Below are 21,296 nucleotides of genomic sequence, written 5' to 3' on the forward strand. Positions count from 1 at the left end.
TGGAACCAGGTGTCCGGTGCCGCCTACGGCGAGATCTCGCTGAAGTAGAACTGAGCTTCAGCAACCTGATCCAGCCAGTGTGGAAGGGGTGGCAGCAGCCGTGGATCGCCCCGGAACGATCTCCGGGTCGAATTCCAACGGCTGCTGCCACCCCGACCCCGGGGCGACAACGGCGAGGCGGCCCTGGTCGGTGAACGTTCACCGACCAGGGCCGTAGTGGTAGCGATTGCGGATGACCCCGTTCCCTTCCGGCGACGATGCGAAATTCACCGGTCCCGAGCGCGTTCTGGACCGTCGGGTACACGCGTGGCTCGAGCACGCTCCGCGTACCGGCTGGCGAGCCTGGGCGGTTGAGCTCGTCGCCTTCACCGCCAAGCAGGCCTGGGCCTGCGTATTCGGCGCCGCGATGCTGGCGGTGGTCGTCGCGGCCCGACTGTGGTGGCCCGACGACGCCGTGCTGGCGCGCAACGACGCGCTGACGCTCGCGGCGCTCGCGATCCAGGTCGTCATGGTCACCACGCGGCTGGAAACCCTGCGGGAACTCCGGGTGGTGGTCCTGTTCCACCTCGCGGGTACCACCATGGAGATATTCAAGACCGAGGTCGGTTCGTGGGCCTACGCCGATGATGGCGTCCTCCGGCTCGGGCAGGTGCCACTCTTCTCCGGCTTCATGTACGCCGCGGTCGGCTCCTACCTGGTGCGCGTGTACCGCCTGTTCGACCTACGCTTCGACCGCTATCCACGGCAGTGGCTGACTGCCGTGGCGGCGGCGGCGATCTACGTCAACTTCTTCACCCACCACTATCTCGCTGACCTGCGCTGGTTGATCACGGTCGGGGTGGTGGTGGTCTTCGGCCGCTGCGTCATGCACTTCCGGGTCTTCCGGCGCCGCCTGCGGATGCCGGTGCTCTGCGCGTTCGGGCTCGTCGCAGTCTTCATCTGGCTCGCCGAGAACATCTCCACCTGGGCGCACGCATGGACCTACCCCAACCAGGCCGAGGGCTGGCATCCGGTGTCCGCGAGCAAACTTGGGTCGTGGTTCCTACTAATGATCATCTCGGTGGTGTTGGTGGCGTGGGTGTATCCGCCACGACCCGTCTCCGGCTTGCCCGGTGCCGTGGGGGAACGGGGAGAGCCGGAGGTGGGAGTACCCGGTCACCCGGGCTCCCGCCCAGCCTCTCCGGAGACGCCCAACGCGATCAGACTGGACTGATCAGTCGAGATCAACCCAGTTGAAGGTACGCTGCACCGCCCGCTTCCAGCGGTCATACCCGACCTCGCGCTGCTCCGACGACCAGGTGGGCTGCCAGCACCGGCTCTCGTTCCAGTTCTCGCGCAGTTCGTCGGTACTGCGCCAGAAGCCAACAGCCAGGCCCGCCGCGTAGGCGGCGCCGAGCGCGGTGGTCTCGGCGACCGTCGGGCGACTCACCGGGACACCGAGGATGTCGGCCTGCAGCTGCATACACAGGTCGTTCTCCGTGACACCCCCGTCAACCTTGAGGCGCCCCAGCGCCACCCCGGAGTCCTTCGCCATGGCCTCGGCGACGTCTCGGCTCTGGTAGCAGATCGACTCGAGGGTGGCGCGGACGATGTGGGCGTCGGTGTTGAACCGGGAGAGGCCGACGATCACGCCGCGGGCGTCGGAGCGCCAGTACGGGGCGAAGAGGCCGGAGAACGCGGGCACGAAGTACACGCCACCGTTGTCGTCCACCTGGCGGGCCAGGGTCTCACTCTGCGCCGCCGAGTTTATGATCTTCAACTGGTCGCGCAACCACTGCACGGCCGAGCCGGTCACGGCGATCGAGCCCTCCAGCGCGTACACCGGCGACTGGTCACCGAACTGGTAGCAGACGGTGGTGAGCAGGCCAGCCTGGGAGCGGACCAGCTCCGTACCGGTGTTGAGCAGCATGAAGTTGCCCGTACCGTAGGTGTTCTTGGCCTCTCCCGGGGCGAAACAGACCTGGCCGACGGTCGCTGCCTGCTGGTCGCCGAGATCCCCGGTGAGCGGGACCTCGCCGGTGAACGGGCCGTGGGCGGCGGTGACACCGTAGGAATCCGGATCAGACGACGGTCGGATCCGCGGCAGCATCGCCCGCGGAATACCGAAGAAGGACAGCAGTTCGTCGTCCCAGTCCAGCGTCGCCAGGTTCATCAGCATGGTGCGACTGGCGTTGGTCGGATCGGTTACGTGCACGCCGCCCGCGGTACCGCCGGTCAGATTCCACAACAACCAGGTGTCGGTGTTGCCGAAGATGGCCTCGCCGCGCTCGGCCGCCTCCCGCACGCCGTCCACATTCTCCAGGATCCACTGAATCTTGCCGCCGGAGAAATATGTCGCCGGTGGCAGGCCCGCCTTACGACGGATCACCTCCCCCTTACCCGAACGCTCCAGGGCGGCGGCGATCCGGTCGGTCCGGGTGTCCTGCCACACGATGGCGTTGTGGTAGGGCCGACCGGTCCGGCGATTCCACACCACGGTGGTCTCCCGTTGGTTGGTGATCCCGAGGGCGGCGAGGTCGGTGACGGTGAGGCGGTGCTCGTACAGCACGGTCCGGATGACCGTCTGGGTACGCTCCCAAATCTCCACCGGGTTGTGTTCGACCCAGCCGGGCCGCGGCAGGATCTGCTGGTGTTCGAGCTGGTGGCGGCCCAGGTCGTTACCAGCGTGGTCAAAAATCATGAAGCGGGTGCTGGTGGTGCCCTGGTCCACGGCGGCAACGAGATCGGCCATTCGGGGGCTCTCCTTCGCAGATCGTCCGGATGAGTCGATCAGACGTGGAGCGGGTGAGGTACCGCAAATCGGTCGACAAATCGGACAGAAAACAGGTCTGGTTCTGGCGGAAATGATGCATAGGTGCTCCCGGGGTGGCGGAACGGCACGCCCGACATGAATGCCGAACAGGCGGGCGCCCCGGCGCACATCGTTCTCCCCGACGTCGATACGCCGTGCATCTCCCAACCGCCGCGGAGCCGGCCGCGCCCCCACTACCGTCCCTCATGTGACTATCCGTCGAATTGCCGTGCCAGCCGTCGTCGTGGCGGTAGCCGCCGTCGTCGTATCGCCCGCCGCACCGGTCACGGCCCGAGACCGGACAGCCAGCACCGGAGCACAGCCGTGCCCCACTGTGGAGGTGTCGACCCGGCCGGCCGGCACACCCTCGCCGCCGCCGGTCGGCAAGACCGAAGCAGCTGTCGGCGGTGCCGCGCTGGCCACCACCGGGCTGGTCGTGCCGGCCGGAACCCCGACAGCTCCGGCCGTCACCGCGACCTCCTGGATCGTCGCCGATCTCGACAGTGGCCAGGTCCTGGGGGGCTGCGGCCCACACGAGCACCGCACCCCCGCGAGTGTGCAGAAGCTTCTGCTCGCCGCGGCCCTGCTGCCCCGGCTCGACCCGACGACTGTCGTCGAGGTAACCCGCGACGACCTGGACGACCTCGACCCGGCGAGCTCGCTGATGGGGGTGGTCGCGGGCGGCCGGTACACGGTTGAGGAGCTGTGGCTGGGGCTGCTCCTGCAGTCCGGTAACGACGCGGCCAATGTACTGGCCCGGCTCGGTGGTGGTGCCGCCGGCCGACCGGGTGGGGTGAAGGTGATGAACGAGGAGGCGGCACGACTCCGGGCCAACCAGACCCACGCGGCGACACCCTCTGGCCTGGACGGACCGGACCAGTACACCAGCGCCTACGATCTGGCGCTGATCGCGCGGGCCACGTTCGGACGCGAGGACTTCCGCCGGTACATCGCCACCCGTGCGGCGAACCTGCCGTCCGCGCCGGGCCGCTCCGCACTCGCCCTCACCGGCGACAACACCCTGCTGGGCAGCTATCCGGGGATGCTCGGCGGAAAGACGGGCTTCACCGACCTGGCCCGGCAGACCTACGTCGGCGTGGCCGAACGCGACGGCCGTACGCTCGCGGTGACCCTGCTCGGTGCGGAGAACGCGCCGCTGGGCAGCCTGGGTGAGGCGACAGCGTTGCTGAACTGGGGTTTCGCTCTCGCCCCCGACGAGACGGTCGGCGAGCTGGTCACCCCGGACCAGGCGAAGAAGGACGAGAACAAGGACAAGCTGGTCGCCGCTGTCGGCGACGAGGGCGAAACTGGTGCCGGACCCGGGACGCTGGTGTCGGTCCTGATCGGCGGCGTGGCTGCCCTGGGGACCGTCCTGGTTGGCGTCTTCGCCGGATGGCGCCGGGCAAGCCGACGGATGGCCGACTGATGACGCTCAGGTCACCCGCGACAGCGCCGCGAAGAGCTCCAGGTGGTTGGCGGCGTCGCGCGCGAGGAGAAAGCCGATGATGCCCACGATCCAGCCGGTGGTCCCGGCCGCGTTGCGGACCATCCACCGGTTGACCGCCGCAAGCACCGGCTGCACCCGCCCGGCTGCGACCAGGCGTGCCGCCAGCAACACCAGTGCGGGCAGCACCATGACGACGCAGTAGCCGGCGAGCACGGCGACGCTCCCGGGTAGCGTCAGCGCGGAGGCGCCGAGCAGCCCGATAGCGGCGAGGTAGGGAAGCATCGTCGTGGCCTCCAACGTCACGGCGGCCAGGGCCAGGCCGACCAACGCCGCGGCGGATTCGCCCCCGGTCATCGCCCGCTCGCGCCAGCGCAGCAGGCGGCCCGGCTGGGAGTCACCCGACGCTCGCTTCCGGCCGATGACCAGGCCGAGACCGAGCAGGCCGATCCCCACCACGAGTTGCACCACCCGGAACGGCGTAGTTTCCAGCACGGGACGCACCTCGTCGAGCAGGGCCGCCGCACCGACGAGCAACACCACGCCGAGCACGAGATAGCAGGCGGCGACCGTGGCGAGGAAGACCAGCAGCCGGCTCGGGCGCAGCCGGCCCGGCGCCAGCATCATCCAGATCGGGATGAGCAACGTCCCGAAGCTGGTGCTGTCGATCAGGGCCAGGACGACGAGCGATCCGATCAGGGCCAGGTCCACGGTGCGCTCCCCTCCGGGTCACGGGTGCAATGCCAGGGCGGTCGCAACAGGGCTGTTCTGGGCTCACGCCCTGGGTGCGGCCGGTCTTACCGACCCATGTTGCACCACCGCAGGAGGGGCATATCGACCGCAACGTTTACTGAAATCACTTCATCAGCTTGTCAGCTTCAAGCCAGGTGAACCTGATCAGTCGGTCGTTACAGGTGAAGAGAATTCCGACTCGGATCAGATCCATGTCCTCGTGCTCGCCCATGAGCAGGACCCGCAGCTCCCCCACCTCGGGATGCGCGGCAGGGATGAAGAAATTGGACCCCTGGAAGGCTGACCCGCCGATCGGGTGGTCCTCCATTACTGGAATATCCACATAGTGACGTGCCGCCCTTTCCGCCAACCCTGACGACCCGAGGGCATAGCCGTCACCCTGATGCGCCATCACATACATGAACCCGGAGTGAGTCACGTAGACAATGAAGTCACAGTCGGTGGCTGGCCATCGGGTCCGCTGCTCGTCGGTCCATTCGGCGACCACCAGCAGCTTCTCTCCTGGCGGAGGTCCCGTAGACGGGAACGAGTGTAGCTCAGCCCACGCCTGCTGGGCCTCGTCGGCATTCAGCACACGAGCTGAATAGGCACCCTGAATTCGAACGTCAATGGTGGACCAAGCACCGACCCATCCGACCACCGCGACGACGGAGGCGACAACCAGCGTGGCGATCACTGTTACCCAGCATCGTTGCGCATGCACGGCGGAAGTCCGTTCCCTGAGGTTCCCATGGCTCGCGGTTGGGGACCCTACATTGATCTACACACGCAGACCACCCCGGCACATGGCCGACCGGTCGCACAGATCTTGGCCGCCGGTGCGGCCAGCTACTCGAAGCGGGACGGGTCGCCCGCGCCATGACGTAGCACCGCTGGCTCATCCCCCGACAGGTCAACCACGGTGGTCGGCTCCTTGCCGCAGTCGCCGGCGTCCACCACGCCGTCGAGCACGTGGTCCAGCCGTTCCTTGATCTCCCACCCCTGGGTCAACGGCTCCTCCTCCCCGGGCAGGATCAGGGTGCTGGAGACCAACGGCTCATCGAGCTCGGCCAGCAACGCCTGGGCGACGGCATGGTCGGGCACCCGCACCCCAACGGTGCGCTTCCGCGGATGCAGCATCCGGCGCGGCACCTCGCGGGTGGCCGGCAGAATGAAGGTGTAGCTACCGGGGATGCAGGACTTGACCAACCGGAACACCGCGTTGCTGATCTGCACGAACTGCCCCAGCTGCGCGAAATCCCGACAGACCAGCGTGAAGTGGTGCCGTTCGTCGAGCCGGCGAATGTCCCGGATCCGGTCCAGCCCATGGCGATCGCCCAACTGGCAGCCGAAGGCGAAGCAGGAGTCCGTGGGGTAGGCAATCAGGCCACCGTCCCGGAGCAGCCCGACGACCTGCCGCAGGGTCCGGGGCTGCGGGTTGTCCGGGTGCACGTCGTAGTACCTCGCCATGGGCCGAGCTTAGTGGTGACCCGAGCGGGCCGCCGCTGCCACCCGCTCGTGCAGGCCGGCCAACTCGGGGCTGACCGTTACGGCGGGCGGCACCGGTGTGATCAGCCGTCGGGCCGGCTCGGGCAGCCACGCCAGGTCCGCCTCGAATCGGTCCCGCGCCACCCGTACCGCCTCGGCCGCCCCAGCGGTGTCCAGCCGCCGTCCGGCGCGCATGACCGGCACGAGCAATGACTCCCAGCCGGGCGGCGACGCTTCGGTGTGCCGCGCGAGGAGGTCGCCGTCGGTGCCGGCGGGGTCCCGGAAGACCTGCTTCGCGCCGGGCAGGGTGGCCTTGCCCGACGACAGCTTCACCACCGGTCGGTCGCCGTAGCTGACCAGCTTGTACGCGCTGTCCAGGGACGGCGCGTCCGCGGAGACCCCCATCCGGGTGCCGACGCCGTACCCGTCGATCGGGGTGCCGGCTGCGACCAGCCCCGCGATGACCTCCTCGTCCAGGCCCCCGCTGGCCATGATCTTGACCTCGGTCAGGCCCGCCGTGTCGAGGATCTCGCGGGCCTGCCGGGCCAGCGGGGCCAGGTCCCCGGAGTCCAGCCGGATCCCCGCCGGGCCGTTCCACCCCAGCTCGGTGAGGACATCCACAGCGGCCCGTACGCCGGCGGGCGTGTCGTAGGTGTCCACCAGGAAGATCGGATTGACCGGGAAGTCGCTCGCGAAGGCGCGGAAGGCGGCCCGCTCGTCCGGGAACGCCTCCACGTACGAGTGGGCCATCGTGCCGGACGGCCGCAGCCCGTACCGACGGGCTGCCTCCACGTGACTGGTCGCGGCGAACCCCACGATCGCGGACGCCCGGGCCACGCCGGCACCCGCCGCCAGCCCATGGGTACGGCGGAACGAGAAGTCGACCAGCTCCGCGTCACCTGCGGCGAGCCGACACCGGGCCGCCTTGCTGGCGATCGTGGTCTGGAAGGTGATCAGGTTCAGCAGACCGGTCTCGACCAGCTGCGCCTCGGCGAGCGGCGCCGTGACCTCGAGCAGCGGCTCGTCGGCGAAGACGAGCCGCCCCTCCGGCACCGCCCGCACGTCCCCGGTGAACCGGAGCGGGGCCAGCGCCGCCAGGGCGGACTCCTCGAATCCATGGACATCCCGCAGGTACGCCAGCTCGTCGTCAGCGAACGAGAAGGTCTCCAGGAACGTCAACGCCTCGTCGAGTCCGGCGGCCACCAGGAAGCCACGACGGTCCGGCAGCCGGCGGGAGAAGAGGCTGAAGGTGGCGGGTGCGGTCAGGTCGTGGCGCAGGTAGCTGGCGGCCATCCGAAGCTCGTAAAGGTCGATCCGGAGACCGGTCATGTCGCCTCCTCCTCCACGGGGTGTCCGGACCGTCCGGCGCTGGGCGGTCCGGACACCACCAACTCTGGTCGAAGGAGGGTCGGCGGGTGCCGGGAACGGAACATGCACCGCCAACGGGTCGCGCAGCTCCGGATCAGCGCAGTCGGCGGGCGGTGAAACCCGGCGGCGGGCAGGCGATCGACTCCTGGGCCGCGACCAGCTGAAGCTCCCGGGTATCCGCCGCCAACGTGGCCTCGAAGATCCGAAAGATGCTGGCGCTGGTGCGCTCCAGCGCGGTCGCGGGCGATTCGGTGGTCCACAGGTGCGCGAGGTAGAGCGCGGCCGTGACGTCACCGCCACCATTCGGCGTGATCGGCAGCATCGGTGTGGTCACCGCCCAGGCGCCCTCCTCCGAGACGGCCACCAGCTCCAGCTGCTCCTCCGGCAGGTCCCGGTGGAGCACGCTGGTGACCAGCACGTGCCGTGGACCGGTCGCCCGCACCTTGTCCACCGCCGCGAGTAGCTCCGCCAGCGTCTCGGTCCGACCGCCGGCAAGGTACTCCAGCTCGAACTGGTTGGGGGTGATGATGTCCGCGTTCGGCACGACCGCGTCACGCAGATACTCCGGGATGCCGGGACGGGCGAACATCCCCCGCCCCACGTCCCCCATCACCGGGTCGCAGCAGTAGACGGCGGCGGGGTTCACGGCCTTCACCTGGCGGACCGCGTCGATGATCACCTCACCCATCGCCGGGTCGCCCTGGTATCCGGAGAGCACCGCATCGGCCTGGGCGAGCACTCCACGGTCGCCGATGCCCGCGATGACCTCGGCGACATCCGCGGGTGCCAGCAGCGGCCCACGCCACGACCCATAGCCGGTGTGGTTGGAGAAGTGGACCGTCAGTACCGGCCACACCTCGTGCCCGAGGCGTTGCAGGGGAAAGACGGCGGCTGAGTTACCGACGTGACCGTAGGCAACCGACGACTGGATAGACAGGATTCGCACCCGACCATCATCGTGGTTGGGGTCGCGCCAGTTCCCACTACCCCCGCCCCGGCGTGCCCGTTCAGCAGGATCGGCGCGGAGTGGAGGTAGTATCGCGGCAGCTCAGAAGGGGGACCCGAGATGTCCGATACTACCCACGACCGGCCCACAGCCGGCGCCGGCCGCCCGGACGACGTGAGCGACCCGCTGCTGTGGGGGCTGGCCCTCGGCGTGGCGGACGCGCACCAGCCGGACGCTACGGGCACCGACTGTGTGAACCTGCTCTGCACCGGCCAAAGCTGGCCCTGCACCGCCTGGCAGTCCGCCCAACGCGCACTCCGCATGGCCCAGACCCCACCCGGGCAACGACCCGTCGACGGGTCGGAAGGGCGGGCGGACGAGTGGAACGCGCCCCACCCCCGCCCGCCGTGGCCCACCGCGCCGGAGCAGCAACACCGCGGCGACATCGCCGCCTGAGCACCGGCCACCGCGCGCACCGCTACCGGGAGGGCGTCGGGAACACCGACGCCCTCCCGCCGGATCAGAGGGTACGAGCGAGACGCTCGGCGAGGATCCGAGTGAAGCGGGACGGGTCGGCCAGTTCGCCCCCCTCGGCGAGCAACGCCATTCCGTACAGCAGCTCGGCGGTCTCCTTCAGCGACTCCTCGGTGACACCCTGCTCCCGGGCCTTGCGCAACCCACTGACCAGCGGGTGCGTCGGGTTCAGCTCGAGGATCCGCTTGACCTGCGGCACCTCGTGCCCCATGGCGCGGTACATCTTCTCCAGCGTCGGCGTGATGTCCTGCGCGTCACCAACCACGCAGGCCGGTGAGGTGGTCAGCCGAGCGGAGAGGCGGACCTCCCGGACCTGGTCGGCGAGGGTACTGCCCAGCCAGGAGAGCAGGTCGGCGTACTCGGTGCGCTGGCGCTCCCGTTCGGCCTCGGCCGCCGAGCGCTCCTCCTCGGTGTCCAGGTCAACCTGGCCCTTGGCGACCGAACGCAGCGTCTTGCCCTCGTACTCGCCGACCCGCTCGACCCACACCTCGTCGACCGGGTCGGTGAGCAGCAACACCTCGAAGCCCTTGGCCCGGAACGCCTCCATGTGCGGCGAGTTCTCGATGGTGGTGCGGTTCTCGCCGGTGGCGTAGTAGATGTCGGTCTGGCCGTCCTTCATCCGCGTGACGTAGCCGGCGAGGTCGGTCGGCTCGGCCGAATCGTGGGTGGAGGCGATGGAGAGAAGTTCCAGGAGCGAGTCCCGGTTCTCCGTGTCGTCGATCAGCCCCTCCTTGACCACCGCGCCGAACTCGGTCCAGAAGGTGCGGTACTTCTCCGGCTGGTTGGCCTTGAGGTCCTTGACGGTGGCGAGGATCTTCTTGACCAGGCGGCGGCGGACCACCTGAATCTGCCGGTCCTGCTGGAGCAGCTCGCGGGAGATGTTGAGCGACAGGTCGTGCGCGTCCACCACGCCCTTGACGAAGCGCAGATAGCCCGGCATCAGCGCCTCGCAGTCATCCATGATGAAGACGCGCTTGACGTAGAGCTGCACACCACGTCGCCCCTGCGGGGAGAAGAGGTCCAGCGGTGCGTGCGTGGGCAGGAAGAGCAGCGCCTCGTACTCGAAGGTGCCCTCCCCGCGCATGTGCACGACCTCGAGCGGGTCGGCCCAGTCATGGCTGACGTGCTTGTAGAACTCGTGGTACTCGGCCGGTTCCACCTCGTCGCGGGACCGCGCCCAGAGCGCCTTCATCGAGTTGAGCGTCTGCACCTCGGTGGTCGGCTCGCCCCCGTCGGTGCCGGGCTGCTCAACCGCCATCCGGATCGGGTGGGCGATGAAGTCGGAGTACCGCTTGACGATCTGCCGAATTGTCCACTCGGCGGCGTAGTCGTGCAGGTTGTCCTCGGAGTCGACCGGCTTGAGGTGCAGCGTGACCGCCGTACCCTGCGGAACGTCCGCGGCTGAGGCGATCGTGTACGTGCCCTCCCCGCTCGACTCCCAGCGGGTGCCGTCGGTGGCCCCCGCCTCGCGGGTCACCAGGACCACGCGGTCGGCGACCATGAACGCCGCGTAGAAGCCGACGCCGAACTGGCCGATCAGCTCCTGCGACGCCTCCGCGTCGGCTGACTCGCGCAGCTTGCGGAGCAGCTCGGCGGTGCCGGACTTGGCGATCGTGCCGATCACCTGGACGACCTCGTCCCGGGACATCCCGATCCCGTTGTCCCGCACGGTCAGTGTCCGCGCGTCCCGGTCGACCTCGATCGCGATGTGCAGATCGGCGGTGTCGACGTCGAGGTCCTTGTCCCGCAGTGACGCCAGGCGCAACTTGTCCAACGCGTCGGAGGCGTTCGAGATCAACTCGCGTAGGAAGACATCCTTGTTCGAGTAGATCGAGTGAACCATCAGCTGGAGCAGCTGGCGTGCCTCAGCCTGGAACTCCAACGTCTCACTACTCACGCCGTGTCCTTTCGTCCGCATATCCGGATCGTCGGCGGACGGTGACGCCCCCGACGACGTGTCGCCCGAAAGGATACGAGCACCTCCGGCGGGACGGGGCGGCGACGCCCCGTCCGGCCCGTCGGGCCTGATCAGGCCCGACGGCGGCCCCGCCCACGACGACGCCGCCCCGGCTCACGACGTGGGCGACGGGCCAGGCGCACGATCAGCGCCGCCAGCCCACCAACCCCGACCACGGCCCCGACCAGAAGCGGCCCGGGTCCGGTCAGCCCTTCCGGGAGCGAATCGTCGGCAGCGGGCCGGGCATCAGCGGCCGAGGGGACGGCGGCCGGCACGGCCGTCAGCTCACCCGGCTCGACGAGTCGGCCGACCGACGGCTCCCGCGGCAGCGCGAAGCCCCAGTCGAGCAGGGCAGCACCCTGCTCCCAGCCACGCAACGGCCGCGCCTCGGCGCCCAGCAACGTCACCACCAGGCGCCGGCCCGCACGCTCGGCTGCGCCGACGTACGTGTGCCGGGCCAACGTCGTGAAGCCGGTCTTGCCGCCCAGCGCCCCTGGGTATCGGTCGAGGAGGGAGTTCCCGTTCTGGATCTGGAAGCCCTTCCTACCGAGCGCCTCCTGATCCGGGATCTGGTGGGTTTCGGTCAGCGCGTACCGCTGGAAGGCCGGCTCAGCGAAGCAGGCCCGGGCGATCAGGGCGAGATCGTACGCACTCGTGAACTGGCCCGGCCCGTCCAACCCGGACGGGGTAACCGCGTGCGTCTGCCGGGCACCCAACTCCGCAGCGAACTCGTTCATCGCGCGGACGCCCCCGGCCCGGCCCTCGGCACCGCCGCCGAGGCGGGCGAGGACATTCGCCGCGTCGTTGCCGGATTGCAGCAGCAGGCCGAGCCAGAGCGTCTCGACCGGATACTGCCCGCCGGCGAGCAGGCCGACCGCCGACGAGCCGGGCTCGATGTCCAGATCCTCCTTCGTCACCGTGACCACCTGCTGCGGGTCAAGGTCCGGCAGCAGGGCGGCGGTCAGCAGCAACTTCTGCACACTGGCCGGGGTGGCGTACTCGTGCGGGCCACATGCACCCAGCACCTCACCGGTGTCCAGGTCCGCGACCAGCCACGAGCTCGCGGTCACCTCGGGCGGCTGGGCCGCACCATCCGGGACCACCAGGCCAGCGGTGGCCAGTGCCGCCCCGCCGACCACCTGGTCCTCAGCCACCGCCGGCGGCGGGGAGGGCCGGGACGGCGTCGATGCCGACCCGCTGGCCCGCGGGCACGGCACCACCGTCGGCGTGGGTACGGCGGCGGCCGACGCGGGCACCACGACAGGGAGTAGCAGGACGCTTGAGGCAGCGGCCAGGAGCCGATTTCTCACGTCCGGGATCCTAGCTAATAAAGATCAGCAAACCGGGCACGGGCACCGTACCGCCGTCGGGAGGTGCGCCGCCCGTGCCCGGCCTCAGGCCAACGGCCGCTTGAGGTGATAGCGGTGCACCTCAGTGCTGCCCTGGACGTTGTTCACGTCCTCGGCCGCGGCGACCAGCTCCCACCCCTCGCGCCCGACCCGGTTGAGGTGGGCGATCGCGGTGTCGCCGAAGCTGGTGACATCTCGGCGGGATCCGTCTGGGCCGTACCAGACGAAACTGACGTGAAAGCTGCGGCCCTGCCCTTGGTAGCGGCGGACCAGCAGTGCGTATTCCCAAGCGACCATGGACTCCATTATGGGTGTCCATCGAGGACCACCGGCAACGGGGTAGTCACTCCTTGCCATTCTGTGAACGCGAAGAGTCAACCCAATTCGGCCGGGACCGCTCCAGGGCCAGGTGGAAGCCGGCGGCGCTCGGCGGCAGGTGGCCCGGGTCGCCGACCTCGTTCTCCAGCACCAACCGGCAGCCGTCCCCCCTGCGGGCTGAGCAGCCAGCGGAAGGCGTCGCCCTCGCCCGGGTCCAGGGCGCACGCCGCTACCCTGCCGTGACGCTGGCACCCGCCCTGCCCGTCGAGGCGACAACCGACGCGTCGGGCCGCGCGCCGGCCGGGCACCCCGCACCAGCCAGGGTGCGGGATGCCCGGATGCCGTCAGGGCAGGGTCGGAGTCTGGGCAAGAATGTGGAAACGCAGGGAGCGGGCATCGGTGAAGCACTCCCGCATCGGGCGGACCAGGTCGCGGTGCTCCGGGCTCCGTTCCCACGCCTCGAAATCCGCCAGACTCGCCCACTCGCTGGTGATCAGCCACTGCTCCGGGTCCACCGCCGACCGGCACACCTGGTCAACCCGGTGTCCCGGCACCCCGTCCGCGACGAGGTGCCGCACCGCCTCGTACGCGGCCAGGAACGCCTCCGTCCGCTCGGCCGGCACCCGTACCAGGAACACCACCCGCCCCCCGGCCGGACCGGCACCAGGCCGGACCGCCGCCGTTCGTTCGTCCAGTTCGGTCACTACTCACCGCCGTCGCTCGGCGCCGCCCCCAGCAGGACCAGCGCACTGTTGAACCCGTCGAAACCACGGGCGCAGACCAGCGACAACCGGTTCACCGGCTGTCGCTGCTCCCGCAGGAAATCCAGCTCGCACCCCGACGCGACCTCCTCCGGTCCCGCGGACGCGGGCAGCGTGTCATGGGCGAAGGCGAGCAACGCGGTCGCCACGTCCAAGGCGGCTCCCCCCTGGTGGGCCCGCCCGGTCAGCGACTTCTGCGTGGTAACGGGGGGTAGCCGGTCGCCGAAGACAGCGCGCAATGCGATCGCCTCGCTGCGGTCATAACGCGGCACCCCCAACGCGTCGGGTACCACCACGTCGACCGCATCCGCGCCGACTCCGGCCCGGTCCAGCGCCAGCCGCATCGCCCGGGCGTACTGCACCGGATCGCCCGCGGTGTCCGCGGTGGTGTGCGCGCCGTCGTGGGTGGCACCCCACCCCATCACCTCACCGTAGACCCGGGCTCCGCGGGCCAGGGCATGGCTCAACTCCTCCACCACGAAGACCGCACCCCCCTCGGCCGGCAGGTAGCCACTCGCCGCCGCGTCGAAGGGTTGGTACGCCCGCTCCGGGTCCGCCCCCTCGCTGAGCATCCCGGAGGCGAGCTGACAGGCGAGCGCGTACGGGCTCAACGGGCACTCGGTCGCCCCCGCTATCACCACCGGGGTCCCCCGACGGACCGCCCGGGCGGCGTGCGCCAGACTGTCCAGCCCACCGGCGGTCTCGGACACCAACACCCCGCACGGCCCCTTGAACTGGTGGTGGATCGAGAGCTGACCGACGCTGGCGGCGTAGAACCAGGCGATCGACTGGTACGCCCCGACCGTCCGGGTGGACCCGCCCCACAGCCGTTGCAGCTCCCGCTGCCCGAACAGGTTCCCCCCGGACGAACTGGCCAGGGCGACCGCGTAGCCGTACGGGTCCGGGGCCCGCAACGGCAGCCCCGCGTCGGCCAGGGCCAGCCGGGTGGCGGCGAACCCGAGGTGCGTCCACCGGTCGGTCTGCACCAGCCGGCGGTTGTCGGCGTAGGCGCCGGCGTCGAACCCCGACACCTCACCACCGAAACGGGTCGGATAGCTGGAGGGGTCGAACAGGGTGATCGGCCCGGTACGCCGGGTTCCGGTGAGGACCGTCTGCCAGTGTGCGTCCGCGCCGACACCGCTCGGGGCGACCACCCCGATCCCGGTCACCACCGCCCGCGCGGTCACGACGCCACCACCGACAACCTCCGGAACACCATCGCCGACTGGAAGCCGCCAAATCCACTGCCGACCGACAACGCCACGTCCACCGGCAGTTCCCGCGCCTCGTTCGGCACGTAGTCCAGGTCGCACTCCGGGTCACGGGTCGCCCAGTTGGCCGTCGGCGGTACCACCCCGAACTCAATGGCCAGCGCGCAGGCGGCCATCTCGATCGAACCGATCGCACCGAGCGAGTGCCCCACCATCGACTTGATCGAACTGATCGGCACCCGGTACGCGGACTCCCCGAGCGCCCGTTTGAACGCGGCGGTCTCATGGCGGTCGTTCTGCCGGGTTCCGGAACCATGTGCGCTGATGTAGGAGACCTGGTCGGCCCGGATCCGCCCCTGGCCCAGCGCGTCGGTGATGGCGAGCCCCATCTCCAGCCCATCCGGACGGAGCCCGGTCATGTGGTAGCCGTTGCTGCGGCTGGCGTACCCGGCGACCTCGCAGTAGATGTGCGCGCCCCGCCGCCGGGCCCGCTCCTCCTCCTCCAGCACCAGCACCGCGGCGCCCTCGGCGAGGACGAAGCCGTGCCGGTCGGCGTCGAACGGGCGGGAGGCGTGCTCCGGGTCGTCGTTGTCGGGGCTGGTCGCCTGGATCGCGTCGAACGAGGCGACGGTAACCGGGGAGATCGGCGAGTCGGCGGCACCGGTGAGCACCACGTCGGCCTCGCCGTCAACGATGAGCTGATGGGCGTAGCCGATCGCGTCGATGCCCGACGTGCAGCCGGTGGAGACCACCTGTACCGGGCCGTGCAGCCCGTACCGGCAGGCCACGTCGGCGGCGAGGCTGCTCGGCACCAACGCCTGATACAGGTACGGGCCGCCGAGGGCGGCGTCAACCAGCCAGTTCCGGCCGCCGTCGCTGACCGTGACGTACTCCTGTTCCAGCGCCATTGTCCCGCCGACGGCGGTGCCCAGGACCACGCCGGTGTGTTCCCGGAGCGCGTCGGTGAACTCCAGGCCGGCGTCAACGACGGCCTCGGCCGCGCAGGCGAGCGCGAACTGCACGTACCGGTCAGCACGCCGCTGTTCGGGAATGCTGAGGCCGGCGGCAACCGGCTCGAAGTCGCACTCGGCGGCGATTCGCGACCGGAACGGCGACGGGTCGAAGAAGGAGATCCGCCGGGTCGCCGTACGCCCCTCGGTGATCGTCTTCCAGAACCTGTCCCGAGTGGCGCCACCCGGCGCGACCACCCCGACGCCGGTCACCACCGAGCGGCGCCCGGTCACGGTGCCACTCCGATCTGCACGCTCATGACCCACCTCGTTGCCCGACGAGTTCGGTGTCGACGTGGCCCAGTTCGGGGCGCGGGGCGAGCGGACCGAGGTGGAACACGACCTCGGCGTCCACGGTGCCGGTGTTGCGCAGCCGATGCCGGACATTGATCGGGACGAAGAGCGCCTCGCCGGTTGCCAGCGAGACCGGCGCGTCGTCCAGGTCCACGGTGATCGCACCCCGGGCGACGTAGAGGAACTCCTCGCTGTAGGGGTGGTAGTGCTCGGCGATCCGCTCCCCCGGTCCCAGCGTCGCCACGCCCATGAACCCCGAGGTGCTGCCGACGGTACGCGGACCGAGCAGTACCCGCAGCTCGCCACCGCGGCGGGTGTCGGCGGCCACGTCCGCCGCGGCCACCACCCCGGGCTCCCGCTCACTCATCCCCGACTCCCGTCTCCTGCGCGGCCCGCCGCTCGACCTTCTCCTTGATCACCGCGAGCTGCACCGCGCTGTTGGTGTTGATCCGATCGGTCATCTCGGCGTTGTTCAACGGGGCGGTGGGCTTCATGGCGAAGTCCTGCGTCCAGATCATCCGGGTACCGCCGGGCTCCTCGACGTAGCGCCAGTGGATCCGCATGTACTCGAACGGCCCCGGCTCCACCCGCTGCGCGTGGACCTCCCGCCCCTCCGGGTCGGCCGTGCGCTCGCTGACCCAGCTCCAGGCGATCCCGTTCTCGTCGGGGTGCATGGTGAGCCGGAACCGGACGGTGTTCCCCTCCTGCTGCAGGATCTCGGCCACCGCGTACTCGGTGAACAGGTCGGGCCAGCCGGCAACGTCGTTGGTGACCTTCCAGACCAGCGGTAGGGGGGCGGCGATCAGGATCTCGTTCTCGGTGTGCCCGGCCGGCTCGACGCGGCGGGCGACGAGATCCGCGACGCCCGCGATGCTGAGCTGCCCGGTCTCCTCCGGGATGCGCACCTGCCAGCGGTCGGCGACCACGGCGGAGAGCTCGAGCAGGGCGAGCGAGTCCATGCCCAGCTCCTCCAGCGAGGCGGCCGGGGTGCGGGCGGCGTCGTCGGGGTTGAGCCCGCAGTGGGCTACCAGGATGTCGGTGATGTCGGCGGCCAGTGGGCGGCCGTCGGTGACGGTCATGCGTTCCTCCTCGAATGGGTGGGCAGGTCAGCGAGTAGCGTCTCGACCAGACCGGTACAGTGGCGGCCCTTGCGGAAGCCGGCGTCGTCGAGCACCCGCCGGACGAACGGGATGGTGGTGTGGACGCCGGGGCCGGCGACGTCGAACTCGCCGAGCGCACGTTCCAGCCGGTTCAGGGCCAGCTCCCGGTCCGGGGCCCAGACCGCCACCTTGGCCAGGAGCGAGTCGTAGTGGGGGCCGACGACGTAGCCGGGATACCCGTGGGTGTCAACCCGGGTGAAGGGGCCCCCCGGGGGGACGAACCGCTCCAGCCGGCCGGGGGTCGGTACGAAGTCCCGATCGGGATCCTCGACGTTGACCCGGCACTCGACCGCCACCCCGTGCGTCACGATCTCCTCCTGCCGCCACCGCAGCGTTCCGCCGGCGGCCAGGTGCAGCTGCTCGTGCACCAGGTCGATTCCGGTGACCATCTCGGTGACCGGGTGCTCCACCTGGATCCGACAATTGATCTCCAGGAAGTGGAACTGTTCCGCCGGGTCAACCAGGAACTCCACCGTCCCGGCACCGGTGAAGCCGACCTCCAACGCGCCGCGTAGCGCGCTGTCGGCGATCGTGTCCAGGGTTGTCGTGGACAGGGCGGGGGCGGGCGCCTCCTCGACAAGCTTCTGGTGTCGGCGCTGCACCGAGCAGTCCCGGGTCCCCAGGTGCACTCCGTTGCCGTGGGTGTCGCAGAGCACCTGCACCTCCACGTGCCGGGCGTTGCCGAGGTACCGCTCGACGTACACCCGGTCGTCGCCGAAGGCCACCTGGGCGGCGGCCCGGGTTCGGGCGTACGCCCGCGGTAGCTCGGCCGGCGTGGAGACCACCGTCATCCCCCGGCCACCGCCCCCGGCGGCGGCCTTGACGATCACCGGATAGCCCACCTCGGCGGCGACCCGGGCGGCGTCTGCGGCGGTCGGCACCGGTGCGATGCTGCCCGGTGGCAGCGGCAGGCCGGCGCGGCTCATCAGCGCCCGCGCGGACGACTTGTCGGCCAGCGCGGCCATCACCTGCGGCGGCGGACCCACGAAGACGAGACCGTTGTCCGCGCAGATCTCGGCGAAGTCGGCGTCCTCGGAGAGGAAGCCGTAGCCGGGGTGCACCGCCTGCGCCCCTACCAGGCGGGCGGCCTCGACGATGGCCGCGGGGTTCAGGTAGCTGCGGCGACTCGCCGCCGGTCCGATCAGGACCGCCTCGTCGGCGAGCCGCACGGCGGTCGAGTCGGCGTCCGCCGTGGAGTAGACCACCGCGGTACGGATGCCCAACTCGCGGCAGGCGCGCAGCACCCGCAGTGCGATCTCGCCCCGATTGGCGATGAGTACCTTGCCGAACATCAGCCCACCCGCCTCAGATCGGATCCACCGCGAGCAGCGGCTGGTCGTACTCCACCGGTTGACCGTCGTCGGTGAGGACCTCGGCGATTCGCCCGGCCCGGTCGGCGGTCACCTCATTCATCAACTTCATCGCCTCGACGATGCCGACGACCTGGCCGGGGTGGACCCGGTCGCCGACGGCGACGAACGGCGCCGCGCCGGGCTCCGGCGCCCGGTAGAAGGTGCCGACGATCGGTGACCGCACCGCGTGCCGAGCGGTGGGCACGGCTGCTGGCTGCACGGGGACGACCGGTTGCGCGGCGAGGAGCGGGTGCGCGGGGACGACCGGCGGCGCGGCGAGGACCGGGTGCGCGGGCGGTTGCCCGCCGTCACCCACCGCGTGCCACTCCACCTCCAGGACCGCGTCGCCGCTGCCCAGCCGGATCCGCCGGATCGGCCCGGCCAACTCGGCGAGGAGTTCCCGGGCCTGACGGCGCAGGTCGGTCAGCGCGAGGTCCGCCGGAACGTTGGCTACCCCGGCCGCGGTCGCGTCGAAGGCCCCGCCGGACCGTGGTTCCGGGTCCGCCGTCGCGTCACCGTTGAGGGTCGTGACGCCGGTCGGCGCCAGTTCGGCGCTCATCGGGCACCCGCCCTGGCTCCGCGGCCGGCGGCACCGAACCGACGGAACCGTCGCCTTCGGCGGCGAACCAGGGTCGCGGTGGGCACGTCGAGCAACGGCACCAGGTGCGCCAGCACCGCCTCCCGCACCGCCTGCATGGCGGCCGGTGGGTCGTGGTGCGCGGCCGGCGCCGGTTCCGGTACCACCGCGTCCACCACCCCGAGCTGCCAGAGGTCGGCGCTGGTCAGTCGCAGCGCGCGGGCCGCCTGCGGGGCAGCGGACCGGTCGGGCCAGAGAATCGCGGCGCACCCCTCCGGGCTGATCACCGAATAGACGGCGTGTTCCAGCATCAACACCCGGTCGGCGACCGCGAGCGCCAGCGCACCGCCGCTGCCGCCCTCGCCGGTGATCACCGCTACGACCGGGGTCGGCAACATCGTCAGGGTCAGGATGTTCTCGGCGATCGCCGCGGCCTGGCCCTGTTCCTCCGCACCCACTCCCGGGTCAGCGCCCGGGGTGTCCACGAGGGTGACGACGGGCAGCCCCCACCGCGCGGCCAGCCGGACCAGGCGGAGCGCCTTCCGGTGCCCGGCCGGGCTCGCCATTCCGAAGTTGCGGGACATCAGGTCGGCGGTCGTGTGGCCCTTCTGGTGGCCGACCACCAGGACCGGCCGGCCAGCCAGCTCGGCCAGCCCGCCGACGACCGCCGGGCAGTCCGCACCCAGCCGGTCACCGTGCAACTCGACGAAGCTGTCGAAGGCCGTCTCCAGATAGTCCAGGGTGGTCGGCCGACCCGGGTGCCGGGCCAGCCGGACCGTCTCCCAGGCGTCCCGCTCGTTCGCACCCTGCGCCGGCGGGCTGCTCCGGCCTGGGCCCTCCGGTTCGGGCCCGGCACCCACCGGTTCACGCCCGCCGGCTGCGGCGGCGAGCAGCGTGGCGAGGCAACCGCGCAGGGCGTGCCGGGGCACCACCAGATCAACCTGGCCGTGCCGCAGCAGAAACTCGGCGGTCTGGAACCCTTCGGGCAGCTCCCGGCCGGTCACCTGGCGAATCACCCGAGGACCGGCGAAGCCCATCCGGGCACCGCTCTCGGCGACCACCACGTCGGTGTTGGTGGCGAACGAGGCGGCCACCCCGCCGTAGGTGGGGTCCGTGAGCACGCTCACGCTCGGCACCCCGGACTCGCGCAACGCGGCGACGGCCTGGCTGACCGTCGCCATCTGCATCAACGACAGCACCCCTTCCTGCATCCGCGCTCCGCCGGAGGCGGTCACCACCACCAGCGGAACCCGGTCGGCGAGGGCACGCTCGGCGGCCCGGGTGATCAGCTCCCCGACCGCGCACCCGAGGCTGCCACCGAGGAAGCGGAAGTCCATCACGGCGATCACACAACGGCTCCCGGCCACCGTGGCGGTGCCGCAGACAACCGCCTCGGCCAGCCCGGTGCCACTGCGCGCGGCAGTGAGCCGATGGGGGTAGGGGAGCACGTCGACGAAGCCGATCGGATCCACCTCCGGCGCCTGGTCGCCGAGCGCGGAAAACGACCCGGGGTCCACCAGCTGCGCCAGGCGGGCCGGCGCGTCGAGCCGGGAGTGCGCGCCGCACTCCGGGCACACGTCCAGATTCCGCCGGAGCCGCTTGCGATACAGCAGGCTGGCGCAGCCGCCGCAGCGGGACCAGAGCTGTCCGCCACGGGGCGTGGTCGGGTTCATGGCCGGTCTCCGGGAGCGTCGAACCGGTACACGCACCGGGCCATCGCGTCTCGTGGTTCCCGCCAGGTCGGCAGGTACGGCGAGACGTACGGACGCAGCCGCTCACTGACCCGGACGAACTCCGGGTGGTGCCGGGCCCCGGCGACCGCGTTCTCCCCCGGCAGCTCCGTCTCCAGGAGGTGCAGGTACAGGTCTTGTAGCCGGTACAGCGACCGGTGCTGGACCCCGGCCAGGCGAGGCAACTCGGTCGCGTCGGACTCGGCGAAGATCTCGGCGATCCGCTCCTCCGCGCTCGGGTCGACCTTCGCGACGATCAACGAACGCTCCATCG

At 70.5% G+C, this 21,296-nt stretch carries 21 protein-coding genes; 3 read left to right on the top strand and 18 right to left on the bottom strand.

Features of this window, described 5'->3' with window-relative positions; all coding sequences use genetic code 11:
• Window positions 1-232 precede the first annotated feature (232 nt).
• Window positions 233-1,213, top strand: a complete 981-nt coding sequence (locus H0524_RS05240) for a DUF817 domain-containing protein (RefSeq protein WP_180197635.1) — start codon at window positions 233-235, stop codon at window positions 1,211-1,213.
• Here the strand turns inward: H0524_RS05240 and glpK are convergent, their stop codons facing one another.
• Window positions 1,214-2,731, bottom strand: coding sequence for a glycerol kinase GlpK (glpK, locus tag H0524_RS05245; RefSeq protein WP_180197636.1), 1,518 nt, complete (start codon window positions 2,729-2,731; stop codon window positions 1,214-1,216).
• 268 nt (window positions 2,732-2,999) lie between these two features.
• On the opposite strand from glpK, the gene H0524_RS05250 reads away from it, so the two are divergent.
• Window positions 3,000-4,217, top strand: coding sequence for a D-alanyl-D-alanine carboxypeptidase family protein (locus tag H0524_RS05250; protein WP_180197637.1), 1,218 nt, complete (start codon window positions 3,000-3,002; stop codon window positions 4,215-4,217).
• A gap of 6 nt (window positions 4,218-4,223) precedes the next feature.
• Here H0524_RS05250 and H0524_RS05255 read toward each other — a convergent pair whose 3' ends face one another.
• The 5 genes from H0524_RS05255 to pdxY form a co-directional block, all read right to left on the bottom strand.
• Window positions 4,224-4,946: a GAP family protein gene (locus tag H0524_RS05255; protein ID WP_180197638.1), complete on the bottom strand. Its 723-nt coding sequence runs from the start codon at window positions 4,944-4,946 to the stop codon at window positions 4,224-4,226.
• Between the two features lie 145 nt (window positions 4,947-5,091).
• A complete protein-coding gene (locus H0524_RS24475; protein ID WP_309225016.1) occupies window positions 5,092-5,664 on the bottom strand; it encodes a hypothetical protein in 573 nt (190 codons plus the stop codon).
• A gap of 152 nt (window positions 5,665-5,816) precedes the next feature.
• A complete protein-coding gene (locus tag H0524_RS05265) occupies window positions 5,817-6,437 on the bottom strand; it encodes an L-threonylcarbamoyladenylate synthase (protein ID WP_180197639.1) in 621 nt (206 codons plus the stop codon).
• 9 nt (window positions 6,438-6,446) lie between these two features.
• Window positions 6,447-7,784 carry a nicotinate phosphoribosyltransferase gene (locus H0524_RS05270; protein WP_180197640.1) on the bottom strand — a complete coding sequence of 446 codons (1,338 nt, stop codon included), beginning with the start codon at window positions 7,782-7,784 and terminating at the stop codon, window positions 6,447-6,449.
• Window positions 7,785-7,917: 133 nt separating this feature from the next.
• Window positions 7,918-8,769, bottom strand: a complete 852-nt coding sequence (gene pdxY, locus H0524_RS05275) for a pyridoxal kinase PdxY (protein ID WP_180197641.1) — start codon at window positions 8,767-8,769, stop codon at window positions 7,918-7,920.
• 120 nt (window positions 8,770-8,889) lie between these two features.
• On the opposite strand from pdxY, the gene H0524_RS05280 reads away from it, so the two are divergent.
• On the top strand, window positions 8,890-9,225 hold the full coding sequence (locus H0524_RS05280) for a hypothetical protein (protein ID WP_180197642.1): 336 nt from the start codon (window positions 8,890-8,892) through the stop codon (window positions 9,223-9,225).
• A gap of 64 nt (window positions 9,226-9,289) precedes the next feature.
• Here the strand turns inward: H0524_RS05280 and htpG are convergent, their stop codons facing one another.
• The 12 genes from htpG to H0524_RS05340 form a co-directional block, all read right to left on the bottom strand.
• The gene (gene htpG / locus H0524_RS05285) at window positions 9,290-11,200 is read right to left on the bottom strand and encodes a molecular chaperone HtpG (RefSeq protein WP_180197643.1); all 1,911 of its coding nucleotides are present in this window, start codon (window positions 11,198-11,200) and stop codon (window positions 9,290-9,292) included.
• 131 nt (window positions 11,201-11,331) lie between these two features.
• Entirely contained in the window at window positions 11,332-12,570 is a 1,239-nt protein-coding gene (locus H0524_RS05290; protein WP_375371992.1) for a D-alanyl-D-alanine carboxypeptidase family protein, read from the bottom strand.
• Window positions 12,571-12,654: 84 nt separating this feature from the next.
• Window positions 12,655-12,915 (bottom strand): hypothetical protein, encoded by a 261-nt coding sequence (locus H0524_RS05295; RefSeq protein WP_180197644.1) that lies wholly within the window; start codon window positions 12,913-12,915, stop codon window positions 12,655-12,657.
• A 356-nt stretch (window positions 12,916-13,271) separates the two neighbouring features.
• Window positions 13,272-13,631, bottom strand: a complete 360-nt coding sequence (locus H0524_RS05300) for an antibiotic biosynthesis monooxygenase family protein (protein ID WP_180197645.1) — start codon at window positions 13,629-13,631, stop codon at window positions 13,272-13,274.
• Window positions 13,631-14,875: a beta-ketoacyl synthase N-terminal-like domain-containing protein gene (locus H0524_RS05305; protein WP_180197646.1), complete on the bottom strand. Its 1,245-nt coding sequence runs from the start codon at window positions 14,873-14,875 to the stop codon at window positions 13,631-13,633. The genes H0524_RS05300 and H0524_RS05305 overlap by 1 nt, the downstream gene beginning before the upstream one ends.
• Entirely contained in the window at window positions 14,872-16,143 is a 1,272-nt protein-coding gene (locus H0524_RS05310; protein ID WP_180197647.1) for a beta-ketoacyl synthase, read from the bottom strand. The genes H0524_RS05305 and H0524_RS05310 overlap by 4 nt, the downstream gene beginning before the upstream one ends.
• A 22-nt stretch (window positions 16,144-16,165) precedes the next feature.
• Window positions 16,166-16,570 (bottom strand): cupin domain-containing protein, encoded by a 405-nt coding sequence (locus tag H0524_RS05315; protein ID WP_180197648.1) that lies wholly within the window; start codon window positions 16,568-16,570, stop codon window positions 16,166-16,168.
• Window positions 16,563-17,282: an SRPBCC family protein gene (locus tag H0524_RS05320; protein ID WP_180197649.1), complete on the bottom strand. Its 720-nt coding sequence runs from the start codon at window positions 17,280-17,282 to the stop codon at window positions 16,563-16,565. The genes H0524_RS05315 and H0524_RS05320 overlap by 8 nt, the downstream gene beginning before the upstream one ends.
• Window positions 17,279-18,655 carry an acetyl/propionyl/methylcrotonyl-CoA carboxylase subunit alpha gene (locus H0524_RS05325; RefSeq protein ID WP_180197650.1) on the bottom strand — a complete coding sequence of 459 codons (1,377 nt, stop codon included), beginning with the start codon at window positions 18,653-18,655 and terminating at the stop codon, window positions 17,279-17,281. Before H0524_RS05325 ends, H0524_RS05320 begins: the two co-directional genes overlap by 4 nt.
• A 13-nt stretch (window positions 18,656-18,668) precedes the next feature.
• Window positions 18,669-19,274, bottom strand: a complete 606-nt coding sequence (accB, locus tag H0524_RS05330; protein WP_180197651.1) for an acetyl-CoA carboxylase biotin carboxyl carrier protein — start codon at window positions 19,272-19,274, stop codon at window positions 18,669-18,671.
• Window positions 19,271-20,965, bottom strand: a complete 1,695-nt coding sequence (locus H0524_RS05335; RefSeq protein ID WP_180197652.1) for an acetyl-CoA carboxylase carboxyltransferase subunit alpha — start codon at window positions 20,963-20,965, stop codon at window positions 19,271-19,273. Before H0524_RS05335 ends, accB begins: the two co-directional genes overlap by 4 nt.
• A complete protein-coding gene (locus H0524_RS05340) occupies window positions 20,962-21,294 on the bottom strand; it encodes a TcmI family type II polyketide cyclase (RefSeq protein WP_180197653.1) in 333 nt (110 codons plus the stop codon). Before H0524_RS05340 ends, H0524_RS05335 begins: the two co-directional genes overlap by 4 nt.
• Window positions 21,295-21,296: the final 2 nt, after the last annotated feature.

It is taken from the genome of Salinispora sp. H7-4 (assembly GCF_013416675.1).
GTDB classification, from domain to species: domain Bacteria; phylum Actinomycetota; class Actinomycetes; order Mycobacteriales; family Micromonosporaceae; genus Micromonospora; species Micromonospora vitiensis.